This is a genomic window from Microcoleus sp. EPA2 (assembly GCA_020882975.1).
In the GTDB taxonomy this organism is placed as follows: Bacteria; Cyanobacteriota; Cyanobacteriia; order Cyanobacteriales; family Microcoleaceae; genus Microcoleus.
Window position 1 is genome coordinate 1 of sequence record JAHRFD010000029.1, and the last position, 21,464, is coordinate 21,464.

At 45.1% G+C, this 21,464-nt stretch carries 19 protein-coding genes; 7 read left to right on the forward strand and 12 right to left on the reverse strand.

Annotated features, from left to right (window positions below; translation table 11 throughout):
• Window positions 1-315: 315 nt before the first annotated feature.
• The 4 genes from AAFP14_RS21350 to AAFP14_RS21365 all read right to left on the reverse strand — a co-directional run bounded on the left by AAFP14_RS21350 (window position 316) and on the right by AAFP14_RS21365 (window position 3,795).
• Complete coding sequence (locus AAFP14_RS21350; RefSeq protein ID WP_341734218.1) at window positions 316-1,704, reverse strand: cytochrome c biogenesis protein; 1,389 nt, start codon at window positions 1,702-1,704, stop codon at window positions 316-318.
• Window positions 1,705-1,917: 213 nt separating this feature from the next.
• Window positions 1,918-2,649: a cytochrome c biogenesis protein CcdA gene (locus AAFP14_RS21355; protein ID WP_341734219.1), complete on the reverse strand. Its 732-nt coding sequence runs from the start codon at window positions 2,647-2,649 to the stop codon at window positions 1,918-1,920.
• Between the two features lie 162 nt (window positions 2,650-2,811).
• Entirely contained in the window at window positions 2,812-3,543 is a 732-nt protein-coding gene (locus AAFP14_RS21360; RefSeq protein ID WP_341734220.1) for a pentapeptide repeat-containing protein, read from the reverse strand.
• Between the two features lie 51 nt (window positions 3,544-3,594).
• Entirely contained in the window at window positions 3,595-3,795 is a 201-nt protein-coding gene (locus AAFP14_RS21365; RefSeq protein WP_341734221.1) for a hypothetical protein, read from the reverse strand.
• 107 nt (window positions 3,796-3,902) lie between these two features.
• On the opposite strand from AAFP14_RS21365, the gene AAFP14_RS21370 reads away from it, so the two are divergent.
• Window positions 3,903-4,658 (forward strand): tetratricopeptide repeat protein, encoded by a 756-nt coding sequence (locus AAFP14_RS21370; protein ID WP_341734222.1) that lies wholly within the window; start codon window positions 3,903-3,905, stop codon window positions 4,656-4,658.
• 58 nt (window positions 4,659-4,716) lie between these two features.
• Here the strand turns inward: AAFP14_RS21370 and AAFP14_RS21375 are convergent, their stop codons facing one another.
• Window positions 4,717-6,051 (reverse strand): peptidylprolyl isomerase, encoded by a 1,335-nt coding sequence (locus tag AAFP14_RS21375; protein WP_341734223.1) that lies wholly within the window; start codon window positions 6,049-6,051, stop codon window positions 4,717-4,719.
• A 130-nt stretch (window positions 6,052-6,181) separates the two neighbouring features.
• On the opposite strand from AAFP14_RS21375, the gene AAFP14_RS21380 reads away from it, so the two are divergent.
• On the forward strand, window positions 6,182-6,727 hold the full coding sequence (locus AAFP14_RS21380) for a peroxiredoxin (protein WP_341734224.1): 546 nt from the start codon (window positions 6,182-6,184) through the stop codon (window positions 6,725-6,727).
• 132 nt (window positions 6,728-6,859) lie between these two features.
• Here AAFP14_RS21380 and AAFP14_RS21385 read toward each other — a convergent pair whose 3' ends face one another.
• Window positions 6,860-7,354: a phosphate-starvation-inducible PsiE family protein gene (locus tag AAFP14_RS21385; RefSeq protein WP_341734225.1), complete on the reverse strand. Its 495-nt coding sequence runs from the start codon at window positions 7,352-7,354 to the stop codon at window positions 6,860-6,862.
• A gap of 800 nt (window positions 7,355-8,154) precedes the next feature.
• On the opposite strand from AAFP14_RS21385, the gene sodB reads away from it, so the two are divergent.
• Window positions 8,155-8,757 (forward strand): superoxide dismutase [Fe], encoded by a 603-nt coding sequence (gene sodB / locus AAFP14_RS21390; RefSeq protein WP_341734226.1) that lies wholly within the window; start codon window positions 8,155-8,157, stop codon window positions 8,755-8,757.
• 230 nt (window positions 8,758-8,987) lie between these two features.
• The gene (gene clpS / locus AAFP14_RS21395; protein WP_340521737.1) at window positions 8,988-9,281 is read left to right on the forward strand and encodes an ATP-dependent Clp protease adapter ClpS; all 294 of its coding nucleotides are present in this window, start codon (window positions 8,988-8,990) and stop codon (window positions 9,279-9,281) included.
• Window positions 9,282-9,313: 32 nt separating this feature from the next.
• On the opposite strand, the gene AAFP14_RS21400 is transcribed toward clpS, so the two are convergent.
• Together AAFP14_RS21400 and AAFP14_RS21405 are read right to left on the reverse strand one after the other, a co-directional pair.
• Window positions 9,314-9,814: a plastocyanin/azurin family copper-binding protein gene (locus AAFP14_RS21400; protein WP_341734227.1), complete on the reverse strand. Its 501-nt coding sequence runs from the start codon at window positions 9,812-9,814 to the stop codon at window positions 9,314-9,316.
• A 114-nt stretch (window positions 9,815-9,928) separates the two neighbouring features.
• Window positions 9,929-11,044, reverse strand: a complete 1,116-nt coding sequence (locus AAFP14_RS21405) for a tocopherol cyclase family protein (protein ID WP_341734228.1) — start codon at window positions 11,042-11,044, stop codon at window positions 9,929-9,931.
• A 165-nt stretch (window positions 11,045-11,209) separates the two neighbouring features.
• Between AAFP14_RS21405 and AAFP14_RS21410 the strand changes: the two genes are divergently transcribed.
• Window positions 11,210-11,791, forward strand: coding sequence for an Npun_F5749 family FMN-dependent PPOX-type flavoprotein (locus AAFP14_RS21410; RefSeq protein ID WP_341734229.1), 582 nt, complete (start codon window positions 11,210-11,212; stop codon window positions 11,789-11,791).
• A gap of 130 nt (window positions 11,792-11,921) precedes the next feature.
• Here AAFP14_RS21410 and cysE read toward each other — a convergent pair whose 3' ends face one another.
• Entirely contained in the window at window positions 11,922-12,728 is an 807-nt protein-coding gene (gene cysE / locus AAFP14_RS21415) for a serine O-acetyltransferase (RefSeq protein WP_341734230.1), read from the reverse strand.
• Between the two features lie 273 nt (window positions 12,729-13,001).
• Between cysE and mrdA the strand changes: the two genes are divergently transcribed.
• Window positions 13,002-14,825 carry a penicillin-binding protein 2 gene (gene mrdA / locus AAFP14_RS21420; protein WP_341734272.1) on the forward strand — a complete coding sequence of 608 codons (1,824 nt, stop codon included), beginning with the start codon at window positions 13,002-13,004 and terminating at the stop codon, window positions 14,823-14,825.
• Between the two features lie 90 nt (window positions 14,826-14,915).
• On the opposite strand, the gene AAFP14_RS21425 is transcribed toward mrdA, so the two are convergent.
• The 3 genes from AAFP14_RS21425 to AAFP14_RS21435 all read right to left on the reverse strand — a co-directional run bounded on the left by AAFP14_RS21425 (window position 14,916) and on the right by AAFP14_RS21435 (window position 18,558).
• Entirely contained in the window at window positions 14,916-16,652 is a 1,737-nt protein-coding gene (locus tag AAFP14_RS21425) for a DUF3352 domain-containing protein (protein ID WP_341734231.1), read from the reverse strand.
• A gap of 69 nt (window positions 16,653-16,721) precedes the next feature.
• The gene (locus AAFP14_RS21430) at window positions 16,722-17,894 is read right to left on the reverse strand and encodes a flagellar assembly protein H (protein ID WP_341734232.1); all 1,173 of its coding nucleotides are present in this window, start codon (window positions 17,892-17,894) and stop codon (window positions 16,722-16,724) included.
• 58 nt (window positions 17,895-17,952) lie between these two features.
• Entirely contained in the window at window positions 17,953-18,558 is a 606-nt protein-coding gene (locus AAFP14_RS21435; protein ID WP_341734233.1) for a pentapeptide repeat-containing protein, read from the reverse strand.
• Between the two features lie 106 nt (window positions 18,559-18,664).
• Between AAFP14_RS21435 and purL the strand changes: the two genes are divergently transcribed.
• Window positions 18,665-21,346 (forward strand): phosphoribosylformylglycinamidine synthase subunit PurL, encoded by a 2,682-nt coding sequence (purL, locus tag AAFP14_RS21440; protein ID WP_341734234.1) that lies wholly within the window; start codon window positions 18,665-18,667, stop codon window positions 21,344-21,346.
• Window positions 21,347-21,464 lie beyond the last annotated feature (118 nt).

Genomic DNA, 21,464 nt, shown 5'->3' on the forward strand with positions numbered 1-21,464 from the left:
ACGGTGGGGCACACCGAAATCAACGCTTGGGGACAGACCGATCTCTACTCTTTGATGGCAGCATCAACGAGCAAATCGACTGATTGATCCAAGAATCCCCGCGCCTTCAAGGCCGGGGAGTGTCAATCAGGTTATGTTTTCCTCGTCAATGTTAGCGAGGCTTGTCGTGCCGGAGACACTTCCTTAGCTAAATAAAGATGTTTAATCTCCGGCGACAGAGCTACAGGCTGGAAAGCACCCGTAGGTGTCGTGACCCTGCTAACGTAGCCTAGTTAAAGGCTTAGACTGGCTACCTTGTCCACTTTTGTCCAGTGATTAGCGGATAGCACTTGGTTCAACCTGTTGTTTCGATGCAGCTAACTTATCCAAAATCTCCACAACCTCTCTTTCAAAAGTCACCTGAGCGCGATTAGTCCGGCCACCAACATAAAGTTTTCCCTCTGTTTCCAAAGCCCAAATCTGGGAGTGAGACAGATAGCTCATCAGAACGCTCAACATCAGCAACCCAAAGCCAGTATAAACAATCGGAATTCCCGGATCGGCTTTAATTTGTAATCCCGTGCTACCAACAACTTCATCAATTGTCAGCATCACTCCATTAACTTCTATAGCACTACCAGCGCGAACAGTAGTTAACAACTTGCCATCCATACCATAAACTAACATAGTTCCTTGCAAGTCTTTAGCTAAGAGAGAAACACCAGCACTCAAATCAGGTTTAGTAGGAATCCAAGCACCCCAAATCCGGCCTTTACCTTGAGTATCTAACTGAGCCATTGGTAGTTGCAAAACCGGGCTTTTGTTGAGGCGAACCCGCACAGCAGCGATCGACCAATCTGCTTGATAAAAAGTCACTCCTCGGTATCTCAGAGGCTTGTTAACATGAATAGTTTGGCGATCGACCTCTTGACCTGCTTTGTCCAAAACTGATAAATCAGAATAAAACTGGTCGATCGCACCACTAGGAGTATAATCGATCCAGAACCGATTGACACGCATCGACCAATCCTTCGGTATTTGCGGCCCCGCCCAAGGTCCCGTATCCGTGATATTCTGCACCTGAAAATTTTCACCACTCGGAACCATTTCTTGAGCCATAAAACCAGTCATCGTACCCCAAATCGCCCCAGCTAAAATAATCAGCATACTGGCGTGAACAATAATCGGGCCGATTTTACCAATTATGCCCTTACGAGCATAAACTTTATCTCCTTCGCGAAACACCAGATATTTTTTTTGCTGCAAAAGTTCTTCTAAACCAGTTAAAGAACCAGTTCCCAACTCCGCACTCAGGGCTAACTTTTCAAACTGCTTAGGTTCTTCATAAAATTTCCAGCGACGGGCGGCTTTTAGCGCCGGAAACTGTCGAGTAAAAGTACAAGCCGTCAAGCTGCTTCCGAACAAAATCAGGATTGACAAAAACCACCAAGTGCGGTATACATGATCTAATCCTGCAATTAATAAAACTTTCCAAGTGAGGAATCCAAAAAGAGCCGGATGTTCTGGATAATTCGACTGATAAAAAGCCACAGATTGACCTTGCTCGACCACCGTACCAGAAATACTAAAAAAGGCGATCGCCAACAACAAAATAATTGCCAACCGCAAATCAGCCAGTACGGGTAAAACTTCTCGCTTAAAAAACCTTTGAGGAGCAGTCGCCCAGTCCGATAACTTAGATAGAAATAATTCTTTAGATGTCATTGGTAATAGGTAATAGGTAATTGGTAGCTGACGTACATCACTTAATAGAGAACCGCGATATTATTTTCCTCAGACAACTCTATCAACTTAGATTCCCTAATCTTTCCTTTCTTCCTTCGTGTTCTTCGCGTCTTCGCGGTTCGTAAAAAAACTTCACCCATGCAGCCGTGATTACTATATGTTGAAACCTCGGTCAAATCCTGACTACAAAACTCAAGCAGGAAGTAAGCGAGAAAGCAGAGAAAAAACGCCAAATCCTACCAATAAAATACCACTAACAGGCGTAATCCAACTAGACCAACGGCGCAATTCCAACAACTTTTTAATACTCGCAGTAAAAGTTCCTGCTATAATCAAAGGAGCCACATAGCCCGCAGCATAAAATAGTAATAAAACACCACCTAAAAATGTATCTCCAGTCTTGGAAACCCAGGCTAAGAGGGTAGCCAAAACAGGAGTGCTGCAAGGAGAAGCCACCAAACCAAAAGTTAAGCCCAATAAGTACGATCGCACTCCAGCGGGCAAATTCTTCGGCACCAAAGCCACAGCGTCAAAAGAGGGCATTTGCAAAGGTAAAGCTTCCAGTAAATTCAGCCCCATTAAAATAGCAATAATGCTCACCACGATCGGCAAACCTATGCCTATTTTGCCATAAACCTGGCCAGCAAAGGAAGCTAAAATACCCAAACCAGCAAGAGTTGTCGCCAATCCTAGGGAAAACCAAGCCGACTGAGTAGCAGCTTGGAGACGACTTTTAGCTTCGTAGCCGCCGATATAGCCGATAGTAATCGGCAACATGGAAAGCATACAGGGAGTTAAGCTAGTTAGCAACCCAGCCAAAAAGATGACTCCGACGCTAACGAAACTGAGGTGTGTAAGTTGAGAGTTGACTAAAGTATTAGCAAATTGTGCTAGTTCGTAAATTTTGTTTTGCAGGGTTTCCATTACGAGTGTTTGGTGCTGTTCTGACTCTATTTAAAATTGTAACAGATAGGGTGTACTTCGGTTAAAAAATATAAATTTTAGTTAAATTGATTGACTAGCTAACAGAAAAAAAGTAGACTACACCCCAAAAAAGTGGCACTGGTAGCTTGGTTATTATCGACATTAATCAAAGGAGCTAGACTTGAAATTAATCGCCACTTCGTCATTTATAGAACCGTCAGGCATCACCGCCCCCGACAGTAAGACACCTTCGAGATTAGCTCTCGTTAAAACCGCACCTTCTAAATTAGCATTACTGAGGTTTGTTAGTTGTTTATAACCTCTGAAAAAGAAGCTTTGCAAGTCCGCACCCGTTAAATTACTATCAGCCAAATTGGCATATTGTAAATCAGCGCCATGTAACGTAGCATCAGTTAAATTAGCTTTGGTGAGATTTGTCCCCCAGAGTCGAGAATCTAAAACATTAGCCTTTTTCAAATTAGCCATACTCAAATTTGCTAAAGTCAAATTTGCATCCCACAATCGACTATGATTGAAATTAGCTGCGGTCAAGTTAGCTTTACTGAGGTCTGTGCCAAAAATATCACAATCTGTTAAGTTGGCACCACTGAGATCGGCATCAGAAAGGTCGGCATTTTTCAAGTTAGCGCCGGACAAATTTGCTCCGCTTAAATTAGCACCGCTGAGGTTAGCGTCTTGGAGATTAGCACCGCTTAAATCAGCACCGCTTAAATCGCACTGCTTCCACAAAAAGCTGACGCACCAATTATCTTTTTTTATTTGACTAATATCCTGAGCATTAGCTGCCATCGCTGGAGGAGTTAAACAAAGAGTGAATAGGGCGATCGCTCCTATTGTCACCACGATTTTTTTTAACTTCAGAACTATTTTCATTGACACTAAGTTGAGCAAGAGATTCTTAATGAATAACTAAATCATAGCAAATTATCGGCCACTTTCATCAGAAATTTTACTGAAAAGTAATTCTGCTGTTATGTGCCCGACTTCTGTAAGCACTAGGATATCTGGGTATTCTGTTGGTTGAGGTGTGTAGATAGATTTCAGTACCCGATCGGACCAATTACCTGCAAAGGCTAGACTAGATAGTTTCTGGGGGAAATTACCCTGAGTTGTGATCTGCCTCACTCACTAAGGCCAAATCTCCTCACACAAGTCAATACCCAACCATCACCGCATCTCATCAATATAATCACTATCCTGACAGTATTAACATCACTGCTTAAAGCTAAAAAATGGTAGAAAATAAAAGAGTACAGTTAAATCCTCGCTTTCCTATGCCCACTATCGCCATCCTTCCCAGCAGATTAATTGTCACAAGTATTGTAAATTCGATGGATTTTTTAGGATTAACTAATCTGGCGGACAAATTATTGTCTGACTGTACTTCTGATTCGCGAAAGTCAGAAATCTTAAATGCTAAGACTAAAAAATTTTACCTTCATGGTTTGAAAAATTTAGAAGACGGCGACTTGCACGGTGCGGTAAAAAATTTTAGCTGCGCTATTGAAATAAATCCTGACTTCGCTCCCGCTTATAATGACCGAGGCATAACCCGTTACAAATTAGGTTATAAACTATTAGCTTTAGAAGATTTAACCACAGCCATTGATATTAATCCCGAACGAGATAAGTATTACAACAATCGGGGATTTATCCTAAGTCGCTTAGAAGATTATCCGGCAGCTATCGCCGATTATAGTTTAGCTGTGCTACTTAATCCCTATGCAAGCAAAAGTTACTTCCGACGTGGCACTATCTACTTAAAAATAGATGATTATGTCGCGGCAATGGCAGATTTTGATTCAGCAATTCGCATCACACCTGATTTTGGTAAAGCTTATTTTAACCGAGGAATAGCTAAATATAATTTGAAAGATATTCCCGGAGGATTTGAGGATTTTCAGAAATCAGCAGAGCTGTTTAAGGCTCAGGATAAAATAGAAGATTATCACGAAGCTGTTGCTAAAATCACAGAATTATGGTACTAGATTTACCTACATCCCCGACTTCTTAAAAAAAGCCGGGGTTCTCAGAGCGATCGCCAACTTAGCCAATTCTAAAAGCTGCATCACCGACTGGCAAGTCATTGGGACGAGAAATAGTAGCAAAGTTAATAGCAAACGCCGCGTTTTGAACTGCGGTAGGGGTGGCATTTTGAACTGTTGCCAAAGTTGCCCCTCCCAATTGAATCAGAGTGTTGCTTCCAGAGGCAGTAAATGCAACGCTGGATAAACTGCTGGTAATCCCAATGCGATCTTCTCCTGGTACAAAATCAAGAATTAGATCGCTCGTATTATCCACAGGTATATTGTTACCAGTAATTAGAACAAAACTATCAGCACCTGCACCACCAGTCAGGGTATCAGCATCAGCATCTCCAATTAAAATATCGTTGCCATCACCACCAATTAAAACATCGTTACCTTTCCCACCTCGCAAAAAGTCGTTACCAGCATCTCCATTGAGATTATCGTCACCCAGATTTCCCATCAAAATATCGTTACCAACACCACCGCTAATTGAGTCATTACCTTTGCCACCTCGCAAAAAGTCGTCCCCAACTTCACCAGTGATGGTATCATTGCCTTGGCTACCATTAATTGCATCATTGGTTGGTGAACCTACAAGGCGATCGCTGGCATTACCTCCTACTACACCGCTAGGATTTTGCTGAAAATCTTGGGAAGTGACTTGATAGTTATTGGGGGTGTTAGCCAATTTGAGCGATCGCAAAGGCAGATTGACCAGATTAGTAGTATTAACGAAATTGTTCAGTAAAGTAACATCGCTAATGATACTAGAAACCCGACTGGGGACGATTCCTTGAACAACTTTGGCGCTGGAAATGCGATCGCCCTGCTGCACCGCATTTACCGTATTAAAACCTTGAGTAACATAGCCAAAAACCGCATAATTACCATCTAAAAATGCCAAATCATCCAAAGCAAAATAGAATTGCGAAGAAGCCGTATTCAAAGCAGTAGCACGAGCCATGGCCACAGCCCCAACAGTGTGCTGTAACTGCGGAGTTTGGGTAACAACTTGGTTGTAAACAGGTTCGGTAGCTCCTTGGGGCTTAATTTCCAAAGGAATAAAACGGGCCTGATTGGTATCCGGGTCAATAAAATTACCCGTTCCTAATTGACTTGCCGGAATTGTGGTATCTTTGCTGCGCGGATCGCCACCTTGCACCACAAAAGGAGTGGGTTGGCGCACAACTCGGTGAAACATCACCCCGTCGTAGATGCCACGCTCAACTAAGTCTACAAAATTGCCTGCGGTAATTGGGGCATTAGTGCCATCAACTTCGATCGCAACGGGTTGACCGTTAATTACCTGGACTACAGTGGCTTTGCCTGATAACGGGAGTGCAGCGGCCATAAGTAAATTGCTATTTTAGTGAGTGATATTTAGCTTTTCGGAACAATCTAGGGATAATCCACAAATTGCCCCTACCTATTTAATCAGAAAACTGTAAACTTGTGTTAAGTACAGTTCTACTTCTAAATTTATGCTCTCCCGCCGCTACTTTTTTAGCACTTTCGTGGCAATTTGTCTAGTTGTTTTAAGTTTTAATTTTGCAGCCCCCGCTGCCGCCCTCGGTGGCAAGCTTCCCCAGGTAAATCAACCAGCACCGGAGTTTACTTTACCGACTAATAGCGGTAGCGGACAAGTGTCTCTCTCCGATTATCGCGGTAAGTGGCTGGTAGTTTATTTCTATCCCAAAGATTTTACATCCGGTTGTACGATCGAAGCGCGCCGATTCCAGCAAGACTTGCCCAAATACTTGGCAAAGAATGCTCGCATTATCGGTATTAGCGCTGATGATGTCAATTCCCACGCTGAATTTTGTGATTCGGAAGGTTTGAAATTTCCGCTGTTAGCTGATACGGACGGAAAAGTGAGTAAAGCTTACGGTTCTTGGATGAGTTTTATCTCGGCACGGCACAGTTTTATTATCGATCCCCAGGGCATTTTGCGGGAAACTTTTGTGAAGATTAACCCGGCAATTCACTCTCAAGAAGTCCTGGCAAAGTTGGGTGAGTTGCAAGCTTAGAGATAATATTGCATTACCTGGAATCATACCAATTTAATGGGTGGCTAGTCAGAAATTGAGCATTCGAGCGAGACTCAATTCCTGACTAGCAAAGCGATCGCCTCCATGACAAATAGGTGCATACTCAGGATTTTAGTCCTGGTCGTAAAGATTTCTATTTACCTTAGACATCCGGCGTTCTGGGTCAATTCCCTCAAAGGTGGGGGGCAACCAGACTCGGATTACCAACAACATTCCTAAAACTAGCAAAAATCCACCTGTAGATAATATCTGAACCCAGGGAGTCTCCAGCACTCCCCGCACGATTACTTCTCGCAAAACTGATACAATACAAACTTCCACAGCAACACCAATTGAAACTCGCTGCTCTTGCAAGTAAATAATTAATAATCGAAATAGTTCAACTAAAACTAATAGAAATAGAATATCAGCGGTGACTTGCTTGAAATTCAACGGAGGCAACAGCGAGAAAAACATTTCTCGAAGTTCCAGCACCATGAAACAGAACAAACCGATACATAAGGAAATTACAATTAAGTCTTGGACTGTTTCCAGAGCGCTAACAATTAGTTTCAGATTTAACCATGGTGAGCCATGGCTCGTGGAGTTGTTTAAAGGCTTTTGCATTGGCGGCTCCTGCGACTTGTTTGACTTGTTTACAGCTTAAGTTAAATAGAGCTAATATTTGACAAGACAATGGTTTAATTTATTTATAACCATGATAAAACTTGCGTCACATTAAAAATTTACACAAACTTTTAGGTACATCGCAGGTGGGTTGACATTCTGCCAAGCTTTATGGTATTAAAGGCTGGCGTTTGAAAGTTTTTACAGGTAAAAGCCAGAACTGAAAATGCTTAAATGCTGTAATTGTTATCAAAGGAGTCGGGTCGAAAACCCCGTCCTTTTAGGACGGCTTTAATTTATTCCTAAAACTTCTGCCAATTCCAGTAATCGTAGTATACTGCAATAGTCGAGGTTAAACTCCTTTGCCATCGTGAAACGGGACATGAGACACACTTTTAGGCATAAACGGGGGGGGCAAAGAGCGGCGAAAACTCTTTAAACAGCTAGAGGCTTAACACAGTCTCAAAACCAGAAAAACAAACTATTCTAGTCTTGTTAAGTAGGGTGGGGCACACCCAAACTCTAGGTCAGTATCCTAGTAAGCTTTTGGAGATAGACCCTCTGGGGTGGCTGCGAATCAGGCTCGTTAATTGGTGGAATTCCCACGGTTAAAAGGTTTGAGTATTGCCGAAAGGACGTAACACTTAAAGGTCAGTCGCTGAATTAAGAATCCCCTCGCCTTTAGGCAGGGGAGTGTCAAATAGCTCGATCGACTCAGGCTAGGGACTAAAGGCTCTAATCACACAAAAGCCTGAGAGTCAACCCAAAAACTAAAAGTAATCCAGAGAGGATTGAACACAATGGCATTTGAACTTGCACCATTACCCTTCGCCGCTGACGCTCTAGAGTCAGGCCATATGTCGGCCAATACCTTTTCGTTCCATCACGACAAGCACCACGCTGCTTACGTGACCAACCTCAACAAACTGATTGAAGGCACTGAACTTGCCAGCAAATCTCTCGAAGAGATTGTCAAGGAATCTGCCAAAGACTCGTCCAAAGCAGGCATTTTTAACAATGCAGGTCAAGTTTGGAACCACAATTTTTTCTGGAATTCTCTGAAACCAGGTGGTGGTGGCACTCCGACAGGAGCTTTAGCTGACAAAATCACCGCTGACTTCGGCAGCTTCGACAAATTCAAAGAAGAATTCAAGACTGCTGCGACAACTCAGTTCGGTAGTGGCTGGGCTTGGCTGGTTTTAGACAATGGCACTTTGAAAGTTACCAAAACCGCCAACGCCGATACTCCTTTGGCCCATGGTCAAATCCCGTTGTTGACTTTGGATGTGTGGGAACACGCTTACTATTTGGACTTCCAAAACCGCCGTCCTGACTACATTGCTAATTTCTTGGATAACTTGGCTAATTGGGATTTTGCAGCAGCCAATTTGGCTGCGGCTTAGTACAGGTTTTGCCCTCGGCGATCGCGCTGTTGGCAAAAGTCTAAAATAGTCCTAGAGGCAGTCACTCTGTAAAAAGTGACTGCCTTTTTGTCAACTTCACAGCCACGCAGATTGAGCCGTAGGAGTAATTGTCCAATCTCAAATTTTAAATTTTAAATCGGCTGAGATCGTGTTAGAATAGTAAGGGTAAATTTTTTATGCTGTTTGTAGTTTCAGTGGCTGTTCGCGCGATGACTTCTTCACCGACCATAGCTCCAGTTCGATCGAGTCAAGTTACCCGCAAGCCTTATCCAAATTATCGGGTAATTGTTCTCAACGATGATTTCAATACATTCCAGCACGTTGTTGAATGTTTGACCAAATATATTCCAGGGATGACAAGCGATAGAGCCTGGGAACTTGCTAATCAAATCCATCACGAAGGCCAAGCTACGGTTTGGGTTGGACCACAAGAGCAAGCAGAACTTTATCATATGCAGTTGAGCCGCGCTGGACTGACGATGGCACCGTTAGAGTCGGCTTAAGTGGATGTTAATATTAACTGGGATATGGGATTTCAAGGGGCGATCGCAATTTTGCCAATCATTCCCGCCTCTGTATGTCCGGCTACCGTACATCGCAGGTTATAACTTCCAGACTTCATGGGGATGAATACCCATTCTGCCATAGCTCCGGGTTTAAGTTCCAACTCGTGAATAGCTCCTTTAATTTCCACTTTCCCAGCTTCTACTTTTTGTGTCCAAATCGCATCCGCAAAGTCTTTAGCAGTAAAATAATGTTTTTGCGGACTGGGGTTGGTCAGCACTAATTTATAACGTTTTCCCGAGGCAAATTCTAGCTGATTGGGGGAAAATTTGAGTTCCCCAGTTTCGCTACCCAAACTAACAGTAATTTCAGTGATGGGTTGGCGTGATAAATCTCCTGCATTGGCAATTGTGGCAGGAGTTAATACAGTGCCCAAACAGAGAATTAACCCTAAAATTAGCTTTAAGGTTTGTGGGAACCGCCGGCTGCGGTAGCAGAATTGTACTAATTGCGATCGAAATGATTTGAGCATCAGATTTAATTATCACGTAACAGCTAAATTATGGCGACTGTAAGTCGCTACTATACAAACGAAGTGCGCCTGCGCGCACTGGGAGAAAAGACGATAAATTCTGCAATCTCAAATCTAAAATTGCCAAACTTCATCCCAAGGCCCGCCCCCAACTTCCAAACCACACAAAGAACTTTCAGCCTCTAAAATAATTCTAGAAGGCTGTTTGCCACTTTTGTCAATATTTCCCCCCAAAAATTCTCGCAGTTGTAGCCGCAATTCACCGTGTGTCGTATCCCGGCAACAAAAAGCCATCCCCTTGGCGGTGGGAGTTCTGACATAGGTACCAGGAGTATTAGTAGTGCCAACTAACTCAACTTCAAATTGACTATTTTTTGCCTGCATTTTCCAGTATCCCCAAGGTTCGATATGCCAACTAACTTGAGAATTCCAAGGTGCAAATTCATAGAATTTTCCTCGATAATGGATACCAATCATTGCCACCGATTCCATCCACCACAAAACGCCTCGTTTGCCACCACCGGCAGTTAAAGCTAAATCTGATTCGCCTTGAAAACAATTGCAATTAATCCAAAACCATTTTTGAGGGAAAGCACCGCCCCAATTTTTTTCGCTGTAAGCTGGAACTTCTTTAAACTCATAGCGTTGGTCGTTCCAATCGATCCAGCCTGTGGCTAAACCGTGGGACATTAAAATTTGCCAACCGGGTTCAAATATGGGCAGAAAAGATAGCATTCCTGCGGTAGATTTCTGGATGGAATCGGAGTTTCCCCAGCCGTAAATTGGTTGAATTTCATATTGCCAATAACAGTGTTTGCCACTTCCGGGGTCGTGTAAATAGCCTTGGTGCAAGGTAGCTGTAGCTTGATAGCCTTCTTCGATGTGGTTATCAAATGCTTGTGGTGCTAAATATTCTGGTTTGATTTGTAAATCTGTTTTGCCCCAATGTCCTAATCCCAGTTTGTTTCTATCTGCCCAAAATTTGTTTACATCGGGGAAAGTGCGACACAAATATTGGTCTTGGGGGCCGAGAATTTGAGCGACACCGCCGCTGTAAGGTTGACCGCCTCTGGGGTCTTCGATGGAGTACATGAATGCAAAGGATTGTTGGTGGATTGGTAAGGTGATGCGATAGTACCAACCTTCAAAAAAGCGACGGTAACTGCCGTCCCAGTGATAGCCGCTGTGGGGAGTTTGAATACTTTTGTATTTTGAGAGTGCATTTGACATAAAATTATGAATAGGAGGAGGGTAAATTTACAAAAACTGTCTTTTTATTTTTTATTCTTATCGACTCACCTTTGCTCAAGGGCTTGATTCCTTGTTCCTGAATTTCCCCCCTTGGGGGGTGACTTCTTCCTTCTTCCTTCTTGCTTCTTTCTTCTTCCTTTTGTTATGACTTTAGCACCTTGGCGATCGCATCTTGCTGGTACTCTCCATCGCAATCGGAGTCTTCCTGTTTCCCGATACTTACAACTAGCAACAGTCCGGGTTGACGGGCGTCCGGCCAACCGCACGGTTGTGTTTCGAGGGTTTTTGGAAGATACCAACCAATTACAGTTTATTACAGATCTTCGGAGTCAAAAGGTAGAAGAAATTAATTTCTATCCTTGGGGGGAGATTTGTTGGTATTTTCCCCAAACTCGCGAACAATTTCGGATTGCTGGACAACTGGTGTTGGTAAGTGCAGAACATCCAGATTCTGCACTTTGTGCGTCGCGTAGAAGGGCTTGGCAGGAAATTTCTGAGGCGGCGCGGGTGCAATTTGCTTGGCCACATCCAGGGGAAAATAGGGGTGTTTCCAGCGCTTTTGAACCTACTGCCCCAGATGCGATCGAGCCTCTGTCTAATTTTTGTTTGCTGTTGTTGGAACCGGAAACTGTGGATTTGTTGGAGTTGCGAGGTGCCCCCCAGAATAGGTTGCTTTATGGGCGGGATGGGGAGGGAAATTGGTCTGTGCGTGAGGTGAATCCTTGAACGAATTGGTGATTGGTGATTGGTTATTGGTTATTTGTTGCTTCCAATGCCTAATTCTCTTCCCCCCTTGGGGGGGGTTGCCCAATTCCCAATTCCCAATTCCCAATTCCCAATTCCCAATTCCCAAGGGTTAGATGCCACTGCCGTCGAAAAATTCTTGAATTGCTTTATCTTTTAACTGACAAGTGCTAGCAACAGCTAATTTAGTTGTTTCGGCTAGGGCTAAATTAGTCGTTTGATGTAAAGTTGGGAATGTTGAATTGAAATTGTGAGAATTTGGTTCGGAGGTGAAGGAAACAGGCTGTTGAGTTTGCAAACTTTTAAGTTGCTGTTCTAGGGATTCGATGCGATCGACTAAAGAGCGAATCACCACAGCTTCGGAATCTGGTAAACTACCGTGTTCTAGGGGATTTACTCGTACTCCCGATCGATAAACTATGCGGCCGGGAATCCCTACCACTGTACAATCAGATGGTACGTCCCGGAGCACGACGGAACCTGCGCCGATGCGGACATTATTGCCAATTTGAAGATTGCCCAGTACCTTAGCACCAGCACCGATAACGACGTTTTCGCCGACAGTAGGGTGACGCTTGCCACTTTCTTTGCCAGTACCACCGAGGGTAACTCCTTGGTAAATCAGGGCAAAATCGCCGACTATCGCGGTTTCGCCGATGACAACTCCCATACCGTGGTCAATGAAAACGCTTTTACCGATGGTTGCCCCAGGGTGAATTTCAATTCCTGTAAAAAAGCGAGCGATGTGGGACATCAAGCGGGGGATGAAAGGAATTCCCACCAAGTACAGCCAGTTTGCGATGCGGTGGAATACCAGGGCCTGAAGACCAGGGTAGCAAAACAAAACTTCCAGCCAGTTGCGAGCAGCAGGGTCTCGATCGAAAATAATACTGAAGTCAGCTCTAAGAGTCTTTAGCACTTTCGGAGTTACCAATTTTGGTTAAACACGCCATTTTATTTTACCGGATGGGGGAAGATAGCTGCCGATGGTGCAAACCGAATCACCAAATATGTGATCGTTCAACAGTTAACAGTGCACCAAATATCCTGCTTTGGATACTTTTGGGCTCATTTTGAGTGCTGAACTCCTGATGAAGACAAGTTTTGGTATTATTACCTAGGCTCGGCAGGATCTTTCATAGTTAATAATTAGTTATCTAATATCTAGGATGTGACATCTACCTATAGAATGATGCAACGACAAATTTCTTCCATATCTGGATTTCGCGCTTCTGACCTAACCCTGGGGGAAACTCCTAGGAAACAGTCCCGTCCGATACAGCGGGCGATCGTGTTGATGTTGATTGCAACGGGTTTGCTGAGTCTGCACGTCGGTAGGCTGGTGCAATTGCAACTGGTGGAAGGGAAACAAAACCGGGAACGAGCCGAAAACAATCGAGTTCGGGAAGTGCCAAAACCAGCCAATCGCGGACATATAGTCGATCGCCAAGGTAAACTGCTAGCTGGGAACAATTTAGCTCGATCGATCTATTTGTGGCCGAAAGAACAAACCCCCGAACAGTGGAAAGTAACAGCAGACAAATTAAGTCCGCTGCTGAAAATTCCCGCCCAGGAAATTCTCGAAAAATTAAAACAGGTCGATCCTTCATCCTACAGACCGGTACGACTGAGACAAGCAATGCCACCAGAGATATTTGTGCCACTAGCAGAACAGGTGGGACAAATGAGAGGAGTGGAAGTGCGCCCCGAAGCCAGACGCTACTATCCAGAAGGCAGTTTAGCTGCTCACGTTCTCGGATATATTGGCGAAGCTACCGAAGCAGACTTGAAAGCTCATCCAGAATATCCGATGGGAATGATTGTGGGTCAAATGGGCATAGAAGCGAGTTCTAACAGTAAGATTGCGGGAGTTTGGGGCTATCGACTGATCGAGACGAATGCCCAAAATCAAGAACTGCGCCTGATCGGAGAGACACCTCCGAAACCAGGTGAAACAGTGCAGCTAACTATAGATTTCAAGATGCAAAAAGCGGCTGAAGAAGCCCTGGGGAACCGAAGGGGGGCAGTAGTAGCCCTGGATGTCAAAACTGGTGCAGTATTAGTGTTAGCCAGCCACCCTACTTTTGACCCCAATCTGTTTACGCGAAAAATCACCAAGGAAGAGTGGCAAAATCTGCAAGATTTGGAAAATCCCTTTTTGAATCGAGGCATGCAAGGCTATCCCCCCGGCAGCACTTTTAAAATTGTGACTTCCGTCGCTGGTATGGAATCGGGTAAGTTTTCACCGGACTCTATTATTGGTACTTCGTCTTACATTACTGTGGGGGGAATTGATTTTAACGAACACAGTGGTGGTTACGGCGATATCGGCTTTCGGGACGCTTTGGCTTTTAGCAGCAATACGTTTTTTTATCAAATCGGCATGAGTGCTGGGCCCGAAGCAATTGCTAAGTGGGGACACCGCTTGGGAATTGGCAAGGATACGGATTTGAAGCTTTTGGGCCTTGGTGGCGGAGCTCATGGTCAAATGCCGACGCCGGAGGAGAAGGAGAATATTTATAAGGAACCTTGGTATGCGGGAGATACGGTAACGATGTCTATCGGCCAGGGTTTGGTGTTGGTGACTCCTTTGGAAGCGGCGGTGATGATGAGTTCGATCGCCAATGGTGGTAGTCGTGTCAAGCCCCATCTTTTGGCTTCGATGACTGGCACACCTGAAACCAAACCGGTGCCTACGGGGATTAAACCGGGGACGATTGAGGTGATTAAGGAAGGACTGGTGGCGGTGGTGACGGAGGGTACGGGACGGGCACTCAATGACGGTTCCATTCCGCTGACTGCTGGCAAAACCGGGACTTCGGAGGTGATCGGACAGAAGGATCACTCATTGTATGTGGCCTATGGACCTGCGGAGAAACCAGAAATTGCGATCGCCGTGGTTGTGGAAAATGGTGGTTTTGGTTCTATAGCGGCGGCCCCGATCGCCAAAGATGTGTTTCAAGCTTATTTTGGTAAGCCAAAAAAGGTGGATGAGTCCGTAGTGGTTAGTCCTTAGTTATTGGTTGTTAGTTGTTGGGAGCATCCCGCTCCCAATTACCAATTACCAATTCCCAATTCCCAATTCCCAATTCCCAATTACTAATTACTAATACAATCGCATAAATATGGTGGCTTTGCGAATGCCTGCTGTTTCTCCGGTGCTAGTAATTGTGAGCGATCGCAAATGGTCGAACAATGGTCTTGCGGAAAGTTCAATTAACCTCAACAGCGGAATTTGTTTTTCCCAAATTCCTCTGCTTGAAGGCCAATCTAAATAAAAATAGCCGTCATTAGATGGCGGTAAGGGTTCGATACTCGTTTGAAAGTCTTGATTTGCCACCAAAGAACCTGTTTCAGCAGCTTTCAGAGCTTGGTCCATTGCTTCTACTGATGTTGTGAAAATTTCGTATTTACCAACTGTCGCTCGGACTCCTTTTGCCTCGGTTTCGATCGCACTTTTCATCTTTTTTCCCATACCATAATTCGGGCTAGTTGTCAACTGCGTCCAAGCGGTAATTTTTTGGTTTCTGAGAGTGAAATTGCCTATGCTGTATTCTTTGCTGCGGGCAATTTCGTCCAAGCGGGCGATCGCCTGTTGGGAATCAGCAGATGTTTCAGCCACAAAAATCCAATCGCTGCTGTTTGATGCACCTGGAAGCACTGCTAAAGCGTATTCTCCTGTTACCCAGTTGAATATATCTTGGGGTAAGTTAATGCCCCAAGCTGTCTGAATATTTCTGAGGGTGCGATCGACTAATTTTGACACTTCTGCATTGCCAGAAATAGCCGATGAAAATTCAGTCCAAAAATTGTTTAAACTGGTGCTAGCAACTGCCAAAGGGCTGGTGGAGGGAATGTATTGTAAGGCTGGTACAGGTTCCGAGAGTGTGGGAATTGCGTTGTTTTGGCGATCGGTCACTAAAGCAGTTTCGGCCACTAATCCCCGTCTATTTACTCCCACAGTCACTCCTAGGGAAGCCAGAGAAAAATCAGGTTTTTCCTGGGTTTCCGACGGCGGTAGATTGAAAAATGCTAAAGCTATTCTGCCTTGTTTTAGCTGCTGCAAAGCTTTTTGATATTCGGGCTTATTGTGAAGATTGAGGTTTGCCACTTCTACGTTATCGATGGCATCTTTAAGCACCTGCGGATGATTAGCCAATAAAACAAAATTGTGGTAATTTGTGCCATCTAAACTGCTACTAACTAAAGCAGTAGCAAAGCTTGAGGGTAAACTGGAACTTGGCAAAGCAAAGCGACTCAAAGGTGAGATCGGCTCAGTTTTTTTGGGGACTGTGGGTAATTGTTTATAACTGAGTTTAACACCTTTATATTGTTCAAACTGACCTTGTTTTTTCCAGTAGGAATCGAGAAACTGCTGGCTGCGATCGGGATTTTGGGAGGAAAGGGCTACCAAAAATCCAGTTTGTTTGCCATTTTTGCTGTCGCGATCGATGTCTCGTGTAGCGATCGCGAAGGTGATTTCGTCACCTATCCAAGGTTGGATATCTCTACTGTAATTGAGGTTTGTATTGGCGAGGAGGGTGTTTTTGATTTGTTCAAATTCAGCGTGCGATCTGCTTCTTTCTGCGGGAGTAGCAAAAACTTGTCGCAGGGATTCCAGGCGATCGGGATTTACCAGCATTGACGCTAACAAAGGCGCTTGTTTCGAGACAAACACAGCAGCCGCCGGAGTAGTTGTCGGCCCGCCCTTGAGTAAATTAAGGGGAGTGTGAGTTGTCAACCAGTAAAAACCGCCTGCACTCAGGGCTAACAGCGCCAACACACCGGCAATTAGAAAATAGAAGAACGATCGCAACTTCATCAGCAAATAACAAATTACCACAGTCTCTCATTATACACCCAGAACCCGGACTTGTTTAAGAAGCCGAGGTTCTCGCCACGTTATTAGTTTTTAACTCGATCGTTCTGTCAATCTATCTATCAGATTTTTCAGCGATAATTGAGGCCATTCTGACAGCAGTAATGATAAGTTTTCTGGGGATAAGCTCAGCAAATTGGGGATGAGAGTAACCGGGCGCGCTTCTAATTGTCCTGATTCGCTGAAGCGGTTGTTCAAAATACTTTCTGCAAGCAAATTCAGGACTGGTTGGCGATCGGTTTGGGCGATCGGCAGCATGGACAATTGCACTAACAACATCGTAAACTCGGCAGTAGGCAAAGCCGATACCGGGCGCAAGAAGGTGAGAGTTAGGGGGTCTAATTCCCCAAATCTCACCTGCAAGAAACTCTCCAAAATCAATCGCTGTCCTTCTTCCCTTCCTTCTTCCCTTCCTTCTTCCCTTCCTTCTTCCCTTCCTTCTTCCCTTCCTCGTTGAATACCTTGTTCGATACCTTGTTGTTGTGCTTCTTGTAAATGTTGTTGAAAAAGGGGTACGATCGCCATAACTAACTCCTGATCTTCATCATCCCCTGCGGGATTAGTTGGTGTATTCGCTTGCAAATTTGCTTGCAAGTTGTATAATAATTGTAGCGCATTCACTCGCAGCGGATCGTTCACGGGAAATGCAGTTAATTCTGCGATCGCCCCCTGCTGCACCCGACCCCTACCCAACATCCGCAACCACATCGTCTCTGGAGTCCTCGGTAGCTGGTGAATCGCGATTAACCCAACTCTCCAAGCCTGCGATAAAAAATAAACTCCCTTCCCCCAGCCCTCAGACGCTTCGGGAGTCCGAAAACCAAAACTGTTTAATAAAAGTTCCGAAGCAGTAGGAGTGAGAATCCACAACATCGGTAATTGTCTTTCCTCAAAACGTTGGTCTTCTCGATTAGCTCGCCGTCCCAGTTCAGCCCTACTATTTAATAATTTAACCACACAACTAAAAATTCCCTCAGCAGCCACAGGATTGCGAAACGGTTCAATTATTGCAGCCGTCGCAGCCATTTTACCTAACAAACCCAAACTTTGGGCATATTCGCCCTCAGCAACAGAAGTCGGTTGAAACCAAACATCAATTTCTCTAACTTCAGCAGTGACATCTTTGCTGGTTTCTACTTCTCCAAGAGGCGACAATAACTCTTGTAAGTATTCTTTCGCAAATTGATCGTGGGGAAACTTAGTCATCCGATTTTAGATGGGAGATGTTAACTGTTATATAGTGGGATAGAGCTTACCAGCTTATTTACCACCGCAATCCTCGCGCGTCCGAAAAATCAGCATTAACCATGGCATCCTCATCAAATATAGCATCAGTTACATCCGCCTTTCTAAACGAAGTCACCGACAACTTTTCTATCTCTTCAACAGCAATAAAAAAACCGATCGCAGTTAAGCCAAGCATCACTCCAGAAACCAAAACTAACACAATTCCCCTAATCGCATCCCCCCCAAAAAAAGTTACAATACCACTAGCGCCGATCGCAGCAGCAGCCCCAGCCACAGCCCCAGCCACAATACCAGCCTCAGCCCTAGTCGCAGCAATCGCAGTCGCAGCCACCGCCGCCACCGCCACCGCCCCCGCATCCGCACCCCGAATCAATCCCATCAAAGCCCCCGCCAGCGTCACCGTCACCGCAGTAACCCCAGCCCTAGCAATCAAAGTTCTCACCCGTCTGCGGCTTTGTCCCATTCTGGCACCCTGAAAATTTGCCCCCCTCAACATCGCCCCAGTGAAATTGCAGCCTCGAATATCGGAACCACTGAAATTAGCCCCGGACAAATCCAAGCCTTTAAAAGAGCGATTTCGTAAATTTTGGTGAGAAAAATTGAGATTTACAGATTCAATCATAGAGATTATAGATTTAATATTTTTGGTTGCAGATGAGAAAATTGAGATTTGAGAATAACAAACCAAAGCCATTTAAAATAAATCCTGTGGTTTATATCGAAATTCCATGTCTGTCATCTCAGAATCTCCATTTTCCCCCGAAGAAATTGCCTCCGAAGGCATTAAGCCCGAAGAATACGAAGACATTGTACGGCGTCTCAACCGCCACCCCAACAAAGCAGAATTGGGAATGTTCGGCGTCATGTGGAGCGAACACTGCTGTTACAAAAATTCGCGGCCCCTATTAAAACAGTTTCCCACAGAGGGCGATCGCATCCTCGTCGGTCCCGGAGAAAATGCCGGCGTTGTAGACTTAGGAAACGGACTGCAATTAGCCTTCAAAATAGAATCCCACAATCACCCATCAGCAGTCGAACCATTCCAAGGTGCCGCCACAGGAGTCGGAGGAATTCTCCGCGACATCTTCACAATGGGTGCACGCCCCATCGCCCTTTTAAACTCCCTACGTTTCGGCAACCTAGATGATAGCAAAACTCAGAGGTTATTCAAAGGCGTAGTATCGGGAATTTCCCATTACGGAAACTGCATCGGCGTACCCACAGTAGGTGGCGAAGTTTACTTCGATGCCGCCTATTCCGGCAACCCCTTAGTTAACGTCATGGCCTTGGGTTTAATGGAAACCCAAGAAATAGTTAAATCCGGTGCATCTGGAATCGGAAATCCCGTGCTTTATGTCGGTTCGACTACCGGGCGAGATGGCATGGGCGGTGCCAGTTTTGCCAGTGCAGAATTAACCGACAAATCCATGGACGATCGCCCCGCCGTCCAAGTAGGAGATCCGTTCTTAGAAAAGTCCTTAATTGAAGCCTGTTTAGCAGCCTTCAAAACCGGTGCAGTCGTCGCCGCCCAAGACATGGGTGCAGCCGGAATTACTTGTTCGACATCAGAAATGGCGGCCAAAGGTGGAGTGGGAATTGAATTCGATCTAGACAAAGTTCCCGTTCGAGAAAGTGGTATGATTCCCTACGAATATCTACTTTCTGAATCCCAGGAACGGATGTTATTTGTGGCCGAAAAGGGACGGGAACAGGAATTAATCGATATTTTTCACCGCTGGGGATTGCACGCCGTAGTTGCCGGTACAGTGATTGAAGAGCCGATCGTCCGCATTCTATTTAAAGGGGAAATTGCAGCAGAAATAACCGCAACTGCGTTAGCAGATAATACGCCCATTTATCACAGAGAATTGTTGACAGAACCGCCAGAATATGCTATCAAAGCTTGGGAATGGACGGCGGATTCCTTGCCACAATGTACGCTGGCCGGCATTGCAATAGATGGAAATTTGCAAAATTGGAATCAGATTTTGCTCAAACTTTTAGATACTCCTACCATCGCTTCTAAACGCTGGGTTTATCGTCAATACGACCATCAAGTGCAAAATAATACTGTTGTTTTGCCCGGTGGTGCTGATGCTGCGGTTGTGCGATTGCGGCCTTTGGAACCTTGTCAAGAAAAACCCCCCCAACCCCCCCTTGCTAAGGGGGGGCTTCAAGAGGAAGCACCTGCCCTTGCTAAGGGGCAAGAAGAACCCCCCCAACCCCCCCTTGCTAAGGGGGGGCTTCAAGAGGAAGAACCCCCCCAACCCCCCCTTGCTAAGGGGGGGCTTCAAGAGGAAAAACCTGCCCTTAGTAAGGCGACGCTTCAAGAGGAAGCAGAGGGTATTCCCTTATTTAAGAAGGCACAAGGTAGAGAAACTCCTGAACTTTCTCCCCCCCTTAGCAAGGGGGGACCGGGGGGGGTTGTTCCCGGAGTTGCAGCCACGGTTGATTGCAATTCTCGCTACGTTTATCTCGATCCTTATGAAGGTGCAAAAGCCGTCGTAGCCGAAGCTGCCAGAAACTTAAGTTGTGTGGGTGCGGAACCTATTGCAGTTACAGATAATCTGAATTTTGGGAGTCCCGAAAAACCTATTGGATATTGGCAGTTAGCATCAGCTTGTCGCGGGATTGCAGATGCTTGTCGGGAGTTGAAAACACCTGTGACTGGTGGGAACGTTTCTCTTTATAATGAAACTATCGATTCTGATGGCAATCCTCAACCCATTTATCCAACTCCGGTAATTGGAATGGTGGGATTGATTCCCGATTTGACGAAGATTTGCGGTCAAGGTTGGCAGAATAAGGGCGATTTAATTTATGTGTTGGGAATTGGGAAAGCCGACGATGCCATTACCATGAATTCCACTGAATATTCGTCATCGGAAAATTCAGAAAATGCCAGTTATCCTACTTTGGGAGGTTCGGAATATTTGGCGGCAATTCACGGGATTATTGCCGGGAAACCGCCAACTATTAATTTTGAGTTGGAAAGAAAGGTGCAATCAGTTTGTCGCGATGGAATTCGGCAAGGTTGGGTATGTTCTGCCCATGATGCTGCGGAGGGTGGAATTGCGATCGCCCTGGCAGAATCTTGTATCTCTGGTAAACTGGGTGCAGAGGTTCATCTAGGTGGGAATTCGGCAAATGTTAGCCGTTGGGATGAGGTTTTGTTTGGTGAAATGGGTAATTGCATTGTTGTTTCTGTAGCCCCCAAAAATCAAGGAATTTGGGAAGCTTACCTGGAAGAACATTTGCCGAAAATGTGGCAGAAAATCGGTGTGGTTGGGGGTGCTAACTCGCCTTTGCGGGTGGTGAGTGCTGATAATCTAGGGTTGATTGAGGTGGGGATGGGTGATATGGGCGATCGATTCTATAATGCGATCGAGCGTCGCATTGGCTCTGTTTGATTGTCGCTTATAAATGCGGTGGTTGAAACCAGTTAGAAACCAGGCGGTTGAAACCGCGTCTACGCAGACGAAACCCACTCCAAGCGGGTTGAATTTCTTCAGTCTCGCGTTGCGTGGA

Excerpts from the sequence above, each read along its gene's own strand:
- sodB (WP_341734226.1), top strand. The coding sequence starts at position 8,155 with ATGGCATTTGAACTTGCACCATTACCCTTCGCCGCTGACGCTCTAGAG.
- AAFP14_RS21435 (WP_341734233.1), bottom strand. The coding sequence starts at position 18,558 with ATGATTGAATCTGTAAATCTCAATTTTTCTCACCAAAATTTACGAAAT.
- AAFP14_RS21430 (WP_341734232.1), bottom strand. The coding sequence starts at position 17,894 with ATGACTAAGTTTCCCCACGATCAATTTGCGAAAGAATACTTACAAGAG.
- mrdA (WP_341734272.1), top strand. The coding sequence starts at position 13,002 with ATGCAACGACAAATTTCTTCCATATCTGGATTTCGCGCTTCTGACCTA.
- clpS (WP_340521737.1), top strand. The coding sequence starts at position 8,988 with ATGACTTCTTCACCGACCATAGCTCCAGTTCGATCGAGTCAAGTTACC.
- purL (WP_341734234.1), top strand. The coding sequence starts at position 18,665 with ATGTCTGTCATCTCAGAATCTCCATTTTCCCCCGAAGAAATTGCCTCC.
- AAFP14_RS21360 (WP_341734220.1), bottom strand. The coding sequence starts at position 3,543 with ATGAAAATAGTTCTGAAGTTAAAAAAAATCGTGGTGACAATAGGAGCG.
- AAFP14_RS21350 (WP_341734218.1), bottom strand. The coding sequence starts at position 1,704 with ATGACATCTAAAGAATTATTTCTATCTAAGTTATCGGACTGGGCGACT.
- AAFP14_RS21405 (WP_341734228.1), bottom strand. The coding sequence starts at position 11,044 with ATGTCAAATGCACTCTCAAAATACAAAAGTATTCAAACTCCCCACAGC.
- AAFP14_RS21400 (WP_341734227.1), bottom strand. The coding sequence starts at position 9,814 with ATGCTCAAATCATTTCGATCGCAATTAGTACAATTCTGCTACCGCAGC.
- AAFP14_RS21370 (WP_341734222.1), top strand. The coding sequence starts at position 3,903 with ATGGTAGAAAATAAAAGAGTACAGTTAAATCCTCGCTTTCCTATGCCC.
- AAFP14_RS21380 (WP_341734224.1), top strand. The coding sequence starts at position 6,182 with ATGCTCTCCCGCCGCTACTTTTTTAGCACTTTCGTGGCAATTTGTCTA.
- AAFP14_RS21385 (WP_341734225.1), bottom strand. The coding sequence starts at position 7,354 with ATGCAAAAGCCTTTAAACAACTCCACGAGCCATGGCTCACCATGGTTA.
- AAFP14_RS21355 (WP_341734219.1), bottom strand. The coding sequence starts at position 2,649 with ATGGAAACCCTGCAAAACAAAATTTACGAACTAGCACAATTTGCTAAT.
- AAFP14_RS21375 (WP_341734223.1), bottom strand. The coding sequence starts at position 6,051 with ATGGCCGCTGCACTCCCGTTATCAGGCAAAGCCACTGTAGTCCAGGTA.
- AAFP14_RS21410 (WP_341734229.1), top strand. The coding sequence starts at position 11,210 with ATGACTTTAGCACCTTGGCGATCGCATCTTGCTGGTACTCTCCATCGC.